11 protein-coding genes and 1 tRNA gene are annotated in these 12,203 nt (G+C 38.9%); 8 read left to right on the plus strand and 4 right to left on the minus strand.

Annotated features, from left to right (window positions below):
* The 6 genes from glmS to KTV93_RS09940 all read left to right on the plus strand — a co-directional run bounded on the left by glmS (position 1) and on the right by KTV93_RS09940 (position 7,978).
* On the plus strand, positions 1-1,854 hold the full coding sequence (gene glmS, locus KTV93_RS09915; protein WP_218248785.1) for a glutamine--fructose-6-phosphate transaminase (isomerizing): 1,854 nt from the start codon (positions 1-3) through the stop codon (positions 1,852-1,854).
* Between the two features lie 115 nt (positions 1,855-1,969).
* A complete protein-coding gene (gene porK, locus KTV93_RS09920; protein WP_218248786.1) occupies positions 1,970-3,385 on the plus strand; it encodes a T9SS ring complex lipoprotein PorK/GldK in 1,416 nt (471 codons plus the stop codon).
* 50 nt (positions 3,386-3,435) lie between these two features.
* Positions 3,436-4,122: a type IX secretion system motor protein PorL/GldL gene (porL, locus tag KTV93_RS09925; protein ID WP_218248787.1), complete on the plus strand. Its 687-nt coding sequence runs from the start codon at positions 3,436-3,438 to the stop codon at positions 4,120-4,122.
* A gap of 49 nt (positions 4,123-4,171) precedes the next feature.
* On the plus strand, positions 4,172-5,740 hold the full coding sequence (gene porM, locus KTV93_RS09930; protein ID WP_218248788.1) for a type IX secretion system motor protein PorM/GldM: 1,569 nt from the start codon (positions 4,172-4,174) through the stop codon (positions 5,738-5,740).
* A 255-nt stretch (positions 5,741-5,995) separates the two neighbouring features.
* Positions 5,996-6,874: a type IX secretion system ring subunit PorN/GldN gene (porN, locus tag KTV93_RS09935; protein ID WP_218250531.1), complete on the plus strand. Its 879-nt coding sequence runs from the start codon at positions 5,996-5,998 to the stop codon at positions 6,872-6,874.
* A gap of 72 nt (positions 6,875-6,946) precedes the next feature.
* Entirely contained in the window at positions 6,947-7,978 is a 1,032-nt protein-coding gene (locus tag KTV93_RS09940) for an NAD(P)/FAD-dependent oxidoreductase (protein ID WP_218248789.1), read from the plus strand.
* Between the two features lie 37 nt (positions 7,979-8,015).
* Here KTV93_RS09940 and KTV93_RS09945 read toward each other — a convergent pair.
* Positions 8,016-8,102 (minus strand) — tRNA-Ser (locus KTV93_RS09945).
* Between the two features lie 67 nt (positions 8,103-8,169).
* Complete coding sequence (locus tag KTV93_RS09950) at positions 8,170-9,189, minus strand: asparaginase (protein WP_218248790.1); 1,020 nt, start codon at positions 9,187-9,189, stop codon at positions 8,170-8,172.
* Positions 9,190-9,429: 240 nt separating this feature from the next.
* On the opposite strand from KTV93_RS09950, the gene KTV93_RS09955 reads away from it, so the two are divergent.
* Positions 9,430-10,101 (plus strand): TrmH family RNA methyltransferase, encoded by a 672-nt coding sequence (locus KTV93_RS09955; protein ID WP_218248791.1) that lies wholly within the window; start codon positions 9,430-9,432, stop codon positions 10,099-10,101.
* The gene (locus tag KTV93_RS09960; RefSeq protein ID WP_218248792.1) at positions 10,098-10,457 is read left to right on the plus strand and encodes an SdpI family protein; all 360 of its coding nucleotides are present in this window, start codon (positions 10,098-10,100) and stop codon (positions 10,455-10,457) included. The genes KTV93_RS09955 and KTV93_RS09960 overlap by 4 nt, the downstream gene beginning before the upstream one ends.
* 6 nt (positions 10,458-10,463) lie before the next feature.
* Here KTV93_RS09960 and KTV93_RS09965 read toward each other — a convergent pair whose 3' ends face one another.
* The gene (locus KTV93_RS09965; protein ID WP_218248793.1) at positions 10,464-11,156 is read right to left on the minus strand and encodes an RsmE family RNA methyltransferase; all 693 of its coding nucleotides are present in this window, start codon (positions 11,154-11,156) and stop codon (positions 10,464-10,466) included.
* Positions 11,153-12,202 carry a tRNA (adenosine(37)-N6)-threonylcarbamoyltransferase complex transferase subunit TsaD gene (gene tsaD / locus KTV93_RS09970; RefSeq protein ID WP_218248794.1) on the minus strand — a complete coding sequence of 350 codons (1,050 nt, stop codon included), beginning with the start codon at positions 12,200-12,202 and terminating at the stop codon, positions 11,153-11,155. The genes KTV93_RS09965 and tsaD overlap by 4 nt, the downstream gene beginning before the upstream one ends.
* Position 12,203: the final 1 nt, after the last annotated feature.

Consider the following 12,203-nt stretch of genomic DNA (forward strand, 5'->3'; position numbering starts at 1 on the left):
ATGTGTGGTATCGTAGGATATACCGGTTTTCAGGATGCATATGAAGTTGTAATCAACGGGCTTCGTCGCTTAGAATACCGCGGTTATGACAGTGCAGGAATTGTACTTGATAGTGAAAACTCAGACTTTGTTGTAGCTAAAACAAAAGGTAAGGTTGATGATTTGGTAGCCATTTCAGGGGCTCTTTCAGGGAAGTCAAACGTAGGAATGGGTCATACCAGATGGGCAACGCATGGTGTGCCGAGTGACAGAAACTCCCACCCGCATGTTTCCAATAACGGTAAAATTGCCTTGGTGCATAATGGTATTATCGAAAATTATGATACTATTAAAATTATGCTCACCGAGAAAGGATTCACCTTTCAGTCAGAAACAGATACCGAGATTCTGGTTAACCTTATTCAGTTTTTCATGGATACCAATGCGGAAATCGATTTTCCTACGGCGGTTCGCTTTGCACTGAATGAAGTTTATGGTGCATATGCAATTACGGTAATGCACGATGATTACCCTGGCGTACTTGTAGTAGCCCGATTAGGTTCTCCGTTGGCAATTGGTCTTGGTGATAAAGAATATTTTATCGCTTCCGATGCTTCACCTTTTGTTGAATTTACCAAAGAGGCTGTTTACCTTGAAGAAGGTCATATGGCTACAATCTCTCTCGAAAAGGGGGTTGATATTAGAAACATAAAGGATAATGAGAAAGTAATTCCTGAAATTCAGGAACTTAAATTAAGCCTTGAGCAGATTGAAAAAGGAGGTTATGAACATTTCATGCTTAAGGAAATTTTTGAACAGCCAAAATCTATCCATGATACATTAAGAGGAAGACTGCTTGTAGATGAGGGAATCATTAAGATGGCCGGAATCTGGGATCACCTCGACAGAATCAGCCAGGCGCAGAAAATTACAATTATCGCCTGTGGGACTTCATGGCACGCAGGATTAATTGGTGAATATTTAATAGAAGAATTTGCAAGAATTCCTGTAGAAGTTGAATATGCCTCAGAATTCCGTTACAGAAATCCAATCATCAGCGAAAAAGATGTGGTAATTGCCATTTCCCAGTCGGGTGAGACTGCAGATACTATGGCCGCTATAAAAATGGCGAGAGAAAAAGGAGCTTTCATTTACGGAATCTGTAACGTGGTAGATTCTTCAATCGCAAGAATTACTGATGCCGGATCCTATACTCATGCAGGACCGGAAATTGGTGTAGCTTCAACAAAAGCATTTACTGCCCAGTTAACGATTCTTTCGCTTATTGCCCTAAAATTAGGAAAACACAACGGACACCTGAGTAATCAGGAGTTCATGAAACTTATTACAGAACTCGATGCACTTCCGAAAAAAGTAGAAGAGGTTCTGGAAAGTACGCACGAGATTACAAAAGATATTGCCAAGAACTTTGTTGATTCTCAAAACTTCCTTTATCTAGGCAGAGGTTATAATTTCCCTGCGGCATTGGAAGGGGCATTGAAGCTTAAAGAAATCTCTTATATTCATGCCGAGGGATATCCCGCAGCAGAAATGAAGCACGGACCAATCGCTTTAATCGATGAAAACATGCCGATTGTGATTATTGCTCCTAAACAGGGACATTACGATAAGATTGTAAGTAACGTTCAGGAAATTAAGGCACGTAAAGGTAAAGTAATCGCAGTTGTAAATAAAGGTGATACTCAGGTTTCTGCAATGGCAGATTATGTTATTGAGTTCCCCGAAACATCAGAATGTTTCTCGCCAATTATCGCATCTGTACCTTTGCAGTTACTGGCCTATTATATTGCTGTTTACCGTGGGGCAAATGTGGATCAGCCGAGAAATTTGGCAAAATCAGTAACTGTAGAGTAAAAAAAAATGTTAATTCCTGTAAAATAATCGAAGGAATTTTACGTTTTGCAAAAAAAATCATAATTGTTTTTCTAAAAAATTATATATATTTACCGCTTAATTTCTAAAAAATAGCATGAAAAGAATATTTCTTATATTAATATCAGCATCTGTAGTAATCTCTTGTTCTAAAGGTGGTGGAGGTTCTGCCGGCAAACCCGGAGTGAAAGGAGAATTGGTTCCTAAAGGGAAATCTAAATCCTTTGTAGCAGAAAGACCTTATGGTATGGTAGCTGTGCCTGCAGGTTCCTATGTAATGGGGATGGCAGATCAGGATTTTACCAATACTCCAGAAAAAGCACTTCTTAAGACGGTAACCGTTTCTTCATTCTTCATGGATGAGAGTGAAATTACCAATGCAGAATACCGCGTTTTTATCAATTATGTAAGAGATTCAATTGCAAGATCTTTACTTGCGGAAGCTGCTGGCGACGGCGGATCTACCGGTGACGGTAATTCGATAGCAGATTTTGCATATGCTTCAAAAAAGGCGGGTGATACTAAAAATGCTTATCAGGAATTTATGGATTCTCAGGGAGGCAGAGAAGGTTACGATGAATCGAAAAAACTAGATTGGTCGGTTCCGCTCCGTTGGAAAACTTCTGATTATCCGGATGCTCAGTATGCAGAAATTTTAGAATCTATGTATCTTCCACCAGCTGAAAGAATCAATAACGAGAGAATTTTAGACAGCAGAAAGCTTCTTTATTCTTACCATTGGGAAGATGTAGAGGCTTCTATTAAAGACAAATCCAGAGGAGCAAATTATCTGAAAAAAGAAAGTATCGCAGTTTATCCGGATACTACGGTTTGGATTAAAGATTTCAATTATGCCTATAACGAACCTTTATACGACGGATATTTTTGGCACAGTGCCTACAAAAACTATCCTGTAGTTGGAGTAACATGGGATCAGGCAAGAGCATTTTGTGATTTCAGATCTAAAATGAAATCTGATTGGAATGAAAGTCAGAAGAAGAAGAAACAAAAACCAATGTCGTTCCGTCTTCCTACCGAAGCAGAATGGGAATATGCTGCTAGAGGAGGTAAAGAAAATGCAACTTATCCTTGGGGCGGACCTTATTTGCAGGATGACCGTGGCTGCTATCTCGCAAACTTCAAACCGAAACGTGGTAATTATATAGAAGACGAGAAAAAGGGAACCTATACATATACAGCACCTGTTAAGCAGTTCCAGAAAAATGGTTTTGGATTATATGATATGGCAGGGAACGTTGCAGAATGGACCGAATCTCCTTATAACAATGCAACCTATCAATTTGCTTCTACCTTAAATCCTTATCTTTCAAATGAAGCTTATAAAGAACCGAGGAAATCTGTTCGGGGCGGATCCTGGAAAGATGTTGGCTATCTATTGATGACCGGCGCCAGAGATTACGAAAGAAAAGATTCTGCAAGAAGTTATATAGGATTCCGAACCGTTCAGGATATTCCTGAGGGAACTGCCAAATTCAAAAAAAGAACAAACTAGATTAGCAAAAAAACAAAACAAATAATTAACTACTAAAAAAATTCACTACAATGTTTAAAACTAAAGAGGCTGTATACAATTTTATCTATTCATTTGGAGCAGCAATCGTAATTTTGGGAGCATTATTCAAATTAACCCACTGGAGCTTAGGTCCTTTAACAGGAAATGTAACGTTAGCAATCGGTCTTATCACAGAAGCGATTATCTTTATCATCTTTGCATTTGATGCACCAAAATCCGAGGAATCTTATGCCTGGGAAAATGTATATCCAGAATTACTTGACAAGGATGCAAATCCAAACCCAAAACATTCCTCATTAGGTATTCAGTCTGCTGAAGTAAAGGAATTGGAAGTTTCTCTTTCAGATAAATTAGATAAAATGCTTGCTGATGCAAAATTAGATGTAAACTTATTCGAGAGATTAAGAACAGGTATCGACAAGTTTTCAAGTTCTGTAGATCAGATTAACCAAACTGTAGATGTTACGGGAGCTACCCAAAGATACAACGATCAGTTAACACTTGCTGCGAGCCACTTAGAAAGCATGAATGCATTGTATGCACTGCAATTGGAGCACGGTAAAACCCAAACTGAATACAGCAAAAAATATGTGGAAGATATGCAGAGATCTGCAGCTCATTCAGAAAAATTCAATGAAGAATTAACAGGATTAACTTCAAACCTTAACAGTCTTAATAGAGTGTACGGCGGTATGCTTAGCGCAATGAAATCATAGTTTTCTAACCATTAATTAAAATTTAAGATTATTAACAAAATTTACTAAAATGGCACAAGGAAAACAGACCCCTCGTCAGAAGATGATTAACCTGATGTATCTGGTCTTCATTGCGATGCTTGCAATGCAGATTGATCAGGAAATTATCAGGTCATATGATGATACCAATAATACACTTACAAGTACAAGAAAGTTAGTTGAAGAGAAAAACGATAAAATTTTCGAGAAAACTTTAGAAGCAAAACAGGTTAATACACCTGAAACATACACTAAACCATTAGAGGATTATCGAGGTTTAAAAGCACAGACCAACGATTTGGTATCTTTCATTGAAGGTTTAAAAACAAATCTCAAAAAAGAAGCTGAATTTGTTGAAGGTATTGATGTTGGTGACAACTTCGCGGCATTAAACAATACAGAGCCTTCTTCAAAAATGTTTTTTACCAATGCGGACGAAAACGCTCCTTCTAAAAATGCGCTCGATTTGAAAGCTAAAATTGAGAATCTTAAAGGTTATATTAACAAGACTTTTGGTAATAACAGCGATATGAAACCTGTGGTTGACAGAGCAAATGCGATGTTACTTACAGAGTTTAAAAAAGGGCAAACAATTAAAAATAAAAACTGGTTACAGTACAAATTTTATGGTCAGCCGCTTATTGCAGCACTTTCTAATTTAGAAGTTATCCAGTCAGAAGCTAGAAATCTTCAGTCTGATGCGTTGATGACAATGCTTCAGGAAAAAGTTGACGCAGATATTAAATTTGATGCTTATACCGCAATCGTTTCTGCGCCAACTACAGTGATTCAGGGCGAAGCAGCTCAGGCTAAAGTTGCCATCGGTAACTATTCAAGCAATGTTCCGGGATTATCTATGCCAGGTTTAACCGTGACAAACGGGCAAGGCGTAAGAGGATTGGATACCGGTTCCACGGGAGATAAAAGTTTTAGCGGAAAAATTTCATTCACTGATGTAAATGGAAAAGTGATTGAATTACCATATAGCCATACTTACAAAGTAATTGCTGGTGCACAGGAACTTAAAGCTCAGAAAGGCGCAATCGTAACTGCGGATAAGATGAATGTTTTATACCGTGGATTACCAAACCCAATTTCTGGTTCGATTCTTGGTGCAGATATGTCTGGAATTTCCCTTTCAGCATCTGGTGCATCGGTTAGCGGTAGTGGTGGTAAATGGACTGTTACCCCTGGAGGTGGTACTACAGTTAACTTAACAATTTCAGGACGTGATCCAAAAGGCGGCGTGATTTCTCAGTCTTTCCCTTTCAGAATCAAGAATGTTCCGCCACCAGTGGGGCAGGTTCAGGGTAAATCTGTAGTGTCGATGCCTGCAAGTTCCATCCCGAACCAGCGTGTAACAGCAGATATGCCGGATTTCGATTTCCCAGTAAGTTTCACGGTGAACAGTTTTATGTTTAAGGTTCCTGGAAAAGCGGCAATGCTGGTTAACGGAAATTCACTAAGCAATGTAGCATCATTAACAAAGAATCTTAGAAACGGTGATATCGCTTATATCTTTAATATCCAGGCTACTGCAAGTGGTCTTGGTGGGCAGGCATTAAAACAGATTCCGCCTGTTGTAATAAACGTACAATAATTGCGTTATTGATTTGATGAGATCAAGTCAAGTCAGTAGTTTAAAAATTTTATAATGAGAAAGTTCGTATTTTTATTTCTTGCGTTGAGTTTCCTGTCTGTACAGGCTCAAACGAAAAAGAAAACAACCAAGAAAAAAGCCAAAGCTAAAACTACTAAGGTTGTAAAACCTGTAGAAGAAGCTCCTGTAGTTGAGGCTCCTGTAGTAGAAACTCCTGCTGCCGGAGGCGTAGTAGATGATACTCCTATTAATTCGATGTCAATTCTGAATGCTAAATCTCCGGAATCTTTCAGAAAATACAGAGAAATGGGGCTTATTAAGAAAGGTGATTCCATGGTTTCAAATAAGATTACTCCGCTTTCATATGGCTTTATTGAAGATAAAGACATTTTGAAAAGCATGGTAGTTTGGGAAATTATTGATATGAATGATAAAGTAAACCAACCGTTCTATCATAATGAAGATGGTCTTGTTTCCCAAAACAGATCTCTTTATCAACTTTTGTTTGATGCTATTAATGATGGTAGAATTAAAGAAGTTTATGATGACGAGATGTTTATGACGCGCCTTAGCCCAGATGCGATTCAGTCAAGAATCAAAAATGAGGTGATGAGTGATGCGGGAATCGACAGACTTAATGAAGCCGGAAAATTAACTGCTGATGAACTGAAGGAATTTACCAATGTTTATGAAACTAAAACGGAAAACGTAAAGGTTTTGAAAATCAAAGGTATGTGGTATATCGACAGAAGAGACAGCCAGATGAAGTACAGACTTTTAGGTATCGCAGCGATGGGGCAGGATCCAGCTACTATGGGTCAGTATGGTCCAGACGGTCAGCCTCTTGCTTCAAAAGATGAGCTTATCGACCTGTTCTGGGTATACTATCCGGATGCAAGAGAAGTATTGGCAAACGCTGTAGTTTTTAACAGTAAAAACTTGGCTTCCGATATTACTTTTGATGATATTTTGAATGCTAGAAGATTTTCTACCATCATTTACAAAACAGATAATGGTTTAGGAAATGGCGTAATCAAAGACTATATTCCGCGTGACGCAGATGCTCAGCTTGAAGAAAGCGAGAGAATCAAAGCACAGATTCTTCAGATGGAAAATGATATGTGGAATTACTAATCATTTCTTTTGAAAATATAACAAAACCTGAGTATTTTTACTCAGGTTTTTTTTGACCCAAATTTTTAGATAATGAAGAATGTAGATTACATTATTGTTGGTGGCGGATACGCCGGGATTTTCTTTGCGCACCAACTGATTTTGAACAGTAAATCTTTTGTGATTTTTTCCGAGGACCGAAAGAGTGCTTCGGAGGTTTCTGCCGGTATTGTTAACCCTGTTGTATTAAAGAAATTCACCACATTTTGGCTTGCCAAAGAGCAGATAGATTTTCTGAAAGCAACCTTAGATGAAATTGCCGGATATACAGGAAAAAACTATCTGATTAATGAAAATATTCACCGCATTTTTCACGATCAGAAAGAGCAGGAGCTTTGGCTTACAAAATCAGATACCGACGAGCTCAAGCCGTTTCTTAATACTGAATTTAAGTCTTTAGGGACAATTCTGAACTCTTTTGGAGCAGGATCCGTAAATTTATCTGCTAGACTTAATGTGGAAGGTTTTTTTAATGATTTTAAAGCTTTTTTCATAGAGAATAACCATTTGAGGGAAGACCGTTTCGACTATTCAAAAATTTCCGGAAATACATATGACGATATCAGTTTTAAACATATTGTTTTTTGCGAAGGAATTGGCGTTAAACACAATCCTTTCTTTTCCGAGATTCCTGTGGTTGCCAATAAAGGTCATCATCTCAAAGTAAAACTGTCTGAACCTCTAGGTCACCAGCTCACACTTAAGAAAAAGCATTTTCTATTTCCTTTAAATGAAGAAATTCATTATTATGGCGGAACATACGACCCTAATGAAAGAGGAGATGAAGATGATGAATTTGCGAAACAGCAGCTTATAGACGGACTTTCAGAATTCTATCCGCACAGTTTTGAAATTAAGGAAGTAAATTACGGTTTCAGGCCGACGGTAAAGGACCGCAGACCAATTTTGGGAAGCCAGTCTGAACATTCAAATCTTTATGTTTTTAATGGTCTGGGAGCACGTGGTATCCTAAACGGTTGCTATTTTTCAAAAGAACTATTCGAACATATCGAAATTCAGAAACCTCTCATGCCTGAAGTTGATTTGAAAAGGTTTACCAAATAAAAAAATCTCTGAAGGAAACTTCAGAGATTTTAGTTAGCAGAGAGGAAGGGATTCGAACCCTCGATACAGTTACCCGTATACTAGCTTTCCAGGCTAGCTCCTTCAACCACTCGGACACCTCTCTAATTGAAGACTGCAAAAATAGATTATTTAATTGAGAACTGAAAGTTGAAAAGGATTTTTTTTAATCTTTAGCCAACGGTTATTTCACCACAGATGTTTTTTGCGAATAATTCAGCAAAAGTTCCTTTATATTTAGGATTGTCGAGCAAATGCATCGCTTTAGTAATGGCGCTTTCAGCAGTCATATCGTGTCCGCTAATCGCACCGATTTCAGTAAAAATATTTGAATTCGAATATTTCCCGAAACTCACCCCACCGGAAACACATTGGGAAACCACCACGATTTCGGTTCCGCGGTTGCGAAGCAACTGTAATGTCTGTTGTGTTTTCTCAGTATTAAAAATGGTTCCGGAGCCAAAAACCTGCAGAATCAATACTTTCATTTTGGGCATCTGTAACAAATGCTCGAGATGCATCCCCGGAAAAATTCGCCAGAATAAGACATCCGTTGAAATGTGGTTATCAACTCTGAATTTTTCGTCGTTTTCAGAGCGCCAAAGGAAATCTTTTTCGATATTCAAATGCACGCCCGACTGTCCCAGAACAGGATAGTTTGGCGTTTGGTAGGCATCAAAATATTCAGCCGAATATTTCAGCGTGCGGTTCCCGCGAAGCAGTTTATATTCAAAATACACTGTGACTTCCTGAATTACGGCTTCATCATTTTCGTAAAGACTTGCGTAGTAAAGACTTGTTAGCAGGTTTTCCTTTGCATCCGTCCGTAAATCCCCGATAGGTAATTGTGACCCTGTAAGTACCACAGGTTTTTTGAGGTTTTTCAGCATGAAACTTAGTGCCGATGCAGTATACGACATCGTGTCGGTTCCGTGAAGAATCAGGAATCCGTCGTAATGATCGTAGTTTTTACCGATATAATTGGCGATCAGTTTCCACTCCTGCGGCCCCATGTCAGACGAATCAAGCGGTTTCTTGAAAGGATGTACAGAAACTTCACATTCTATAAGTTTCATCTCAGGCAGTTTCTGAAAGATATTTCCGAAATCAAAAGCGCGCAGGCTTCCCGTTTCGTAATCTTTTTCCATTCCAATTGTTCCGCCGGTGTAGATCAGGAGTACTTTTCTTTTCATAGATTCAAAAGTACATCTTTTAGCGCAATTTTCTGTATTTGGGCGCCTTTTCCGTCTTCCACTCCCGCTTTTCTGCTCCGCTGCGCTGCGCAAAAATAGCTCCGTTCAAGCCGGGGCGCGGGCAAGAATTTCCGATTCAACATGATTAACGAACAATCACCGATTTCTAAAGTAACCTTTCAACACTTTTTGGCGCTCGCTTCGCTCGCGCCACCCACAAAAATTTCTTATTTTTGAAATATGAATGACCAGCAGACTTTCGACTATATCAAGCATTTTTTAACGGATGAACGTTTGACGAAAATCGAACATTTCGCACCCGAAAGTTCAGATTTTGTTTTGCCGGTAATGGAAGATATCTTTCAGTTCCGGAATGCGGCAGCGATTGTGAGGTCGGTAGAGGCGTGTGGATTCCATAAAATTGTAGCGATGGAAAGCGAGAATGAATTTAATCCTAATCTTCGTGTGACGAAAGGTGCGGAAACTTGGGTGGAAGTGGAGAAAATGCCTCATAATCTGGACAGTTTGAAAGAAATTAAAAACCGCGGATATAAAATTCTGGCTGTTTCACCGGAAAAAAATGCCACAATGCTTCCTGATTTCGAATTGAAAGAACCTGTAGCATTGGTTTTCGGGACTGAAAAGGAAGGTGTTACTGAGGAAATCCTGGATTTTGCAGATGAAACTTTAGCAATTCCCATGTACGGGTTTACACGAAGTTTCAATGTTTCCGTCGCGGCAGCGATCTGTTTTTATGAACTGAAACAGAAGCTTATCAAATCCGGTATCGATTACAAACTATCAGAAGAAAAACTCTGGAAGATGAAAGTGAGATGGGCTGTAAATTCTATAGCCAGCGGTCCGCAGATTTTAGCCAAATATTTAAATGAACAGAAAAATATAAATCGATGATAAATCAACTTTTTGAAGATCCGTTTTTTAATATTACGGCACTTGTTGGAGGAATTTTATTTGTTGCAGGATTTATTATGTATAGATTTCCACCAAAGAAAATTAATTACTTTTACGGCTATAGAACAAATTCGTCGATGAAAAATCAGGATAGATGGGATTTCGCGCAGAAATATTCCGCAAGGCAAATGATGGTGACAGGGTTCTTCTTGGCAGCAAGTAGCTTACTGGTTCTATTCTCTGATTTCGGAAGTTTCCTAACACTGGGAGTTGGGCTCGCGTTTGTTATTTTGGCTGGTGTAATTCTCCTGATAAGAGTTGAAAAAGCGATTAAAAGACGTTTTGAGGAGCAATAAAACGTATTACATCATCTGGGAATAATTCCATGCAGCGACAAAAACGCCCGCGGTTTCCGTTCTCAGTCTTTGATTTCCAAGAGATACCGCTTTAATTCCGCGTTCTGCCAAAAGCTGTATTTCCCGATCTGAAAAATCTCCTTCAGGACCGATTAAAAAAGTCATGTTTTTCTTTGACTCAATTTCTCTAAGATCAATTCTTTCCAGATTTTCGTTACAATGGGCAACAAAAGTGGTTTCCGGATCCAGACTTTTTACAAAATCTGAAAATTTTGTCAGATCATTAACAATTGGGAAATGAAATCTCAGACTTTGCTTCGACGCAGAAACACTTTGTTTTCTAAGTTTTTCGATGTTGAGATTTTTTCTTTCTGTCTTTTCGGTCTGAATCAGAGTAATTTCTGAAACCGCCATTTCTGTAGCTTTTTCAAGAAAAAATTCAATTCTGTCGATATTTTTTGTGGGTGCAATCGCGATATGAATTTGGGTCGGAAAATTCGCCAGATTTTCCCTGATTTCTGTGGTTTCAATTAAAACTCTTTTACCTTCAAAAATAAGATTTCCTTTGGCAAGATTTCCTTTTCCATCGGTTACGAAGATTTCTTCACCTTCGCGCATACGAAGCACTTTTGAGATATGCGTTTGCTCCTCGTCGTTAATTTTTACCTCAGGAAAGATTTCTCCAAAAAACAGTTTCATATCTGATCATTTTTCTGGCTGAAACCTTCTTCAATATCGTATCTCGCTGTTGCAGAAACAGAAAGGTCGGCAAATTCGCCTCTGTCGAATTTGAGTTTGGCAACCATTGCAATCATTGCAGCGTTATCAGTGGTATATTCAAACTTGGGGATATAGATATTCCAGCCCAGTTTTTCAGCATTCTGCTGCATTGCTTCGCGCAGTCCGGAATTGGCGGAAACGCCACCGGCAATGGCAACTTCATTAATGTTTAACTCTCGTGAGGCTTTTTCAAGTTTATCCATTAAAATTTCAACAATCGATTTCTGTACGGAAGCGCAGAGATTCGCAAGGTTTTCTTTAATGAAATCCGGATTTTTCTTCACCTCTTTTTGAACGAAATACAGCACAGAAGTTTTGATTCCGCTAAAGGAATAATCATAGTTCTCCAACCTGGGTTTGTTAAATTTAAATGAATTTTTGTCACTGGTTTTGGCCAGACGGTCTACAATCGGTCCGGCTGGATAATCGAGATCGAAGATCTTCCCAATTTTATCAAATGCTTCTCCCGCTGCATCATCAATTGTTTTTCCAATGATTTCCATATCGAAATAGTCTTTCACGAGAACAATCATGGTGTGTCCGCCGGAGACGGTTAGGCATAGAAAAGGAAATTTTGGGGGCATAATATTTGCATCGTCGATGAAGTGCGCCAGAATGTGTGCCTGAAGGTGATTGACCTCAATTAACGGAACATTTAAACTCATCGCAAGTGATTTGGCAAAAGATGTTCCTACGAGCAGAGATCCCAGAAGTCCGGGACCACGGGTAAAGCCCACCGCAGAAATATCTTTTTGTTGTATATTTGCCTTAGACAGTGATTTTTCTACTACGGGAATAATATTTTGCTGGTGCGCACGTGAAGCCAGTTCCGGAACCACACCGCCGTACTCGTTGTGGATTTCCTGATTAGCGGCAATGTTTGAAAGGATTTTGTTTCCCTGAATTATCGCTGCTGAAGTATCGTCGCAAGACGATTCTATCCCTAAAATTATTGAGTCGCTCATA

This window comes from Kaistella faecalis, assembly GCF_019195395.1.
Classification (GTDB): domain Bacteria; phylum Bacteroidota; class Bacteroidia; order Flavobacteriales; family Weeksellaceae; genus Kaistella; species Kaistella faecalis.

Excerpts from the sequence above, each read along its gene's own strand:
- glmS (WP_218248785.1), top strand. The coding sequence starts at position 1 with ATGTGTGGTATCGTAGGATATACCGGTTTTCAGGATGCATATGAAGTT.
- porK (WP_218248786.1), top strand. The coding sequence starts at position 1,970 with ATGAAAAGAATATTTCTTATATTAATATCAGCATCTGTAGTAATCTCT.
- porL (WP_218248787.1), top strand. The coding sequence starts at position 3,436 with ATGTTTAAAACTAAAGAGGCTGTATACAATTTTATCTATTCATTTGGA.
- porM (WP_218248788.1), top strand. The coding sequence starts at position 4,172 with ATGGCACAAGGAAAACAGACCCCTCGTCAGAAGATGATTAACCTGATG.
- porN (WP_218250531.1), top strand. The coding sequence starts at position 5,996 with ATGTCAATTCTGAATGCTAAATCTCCGGAATCTTTCAGAAAATACAGA.
- KTV93_RS09940 (WP_218248789.1), top strand. The coding sequence starts at position 6,947 with ATGAAGAATGTAGATTACATTATTGTTGGTGGCGGATACGCCGGGATT.
- KTV93_RS09950 (WP_218248790.1), bottom strand. The coding sequence starts at position 9,189 with ATGAAAAGAAAAGTACTCCTGATCTACACCGGCGGAACAATTGGAATG.
- KTV93_RS09955 (WP_218248791.1), top strand. The coding sequence starts at position 9,430 with ATGAATGACCAGCAGACTTTCGACTATATCAAGCATTTTTTAACGGAT.
- KTV93_RS09960 (WP_218248792.1), top strand. The coding sequence starts at position 10,098 with ATGATAAATCAACTTTTTGAAGATCCGTTTTTTAATATTACGGCACTT.
- KTV93_RS09965 (WP_218248793.1), bottom strand. The coding sequence starts at position 11,156 with ATGAAACTGTTTTTTGGAGAAATCTTTCCTGAGGTAAAAATTAACGAC.
- tsaD (WP_218248794.1), bottom strand. The coding sequence starts at position 12,202 with ATGAGCGACTCAATAATTTTAGGGATAGAATCGTCTTGCGACGATACT.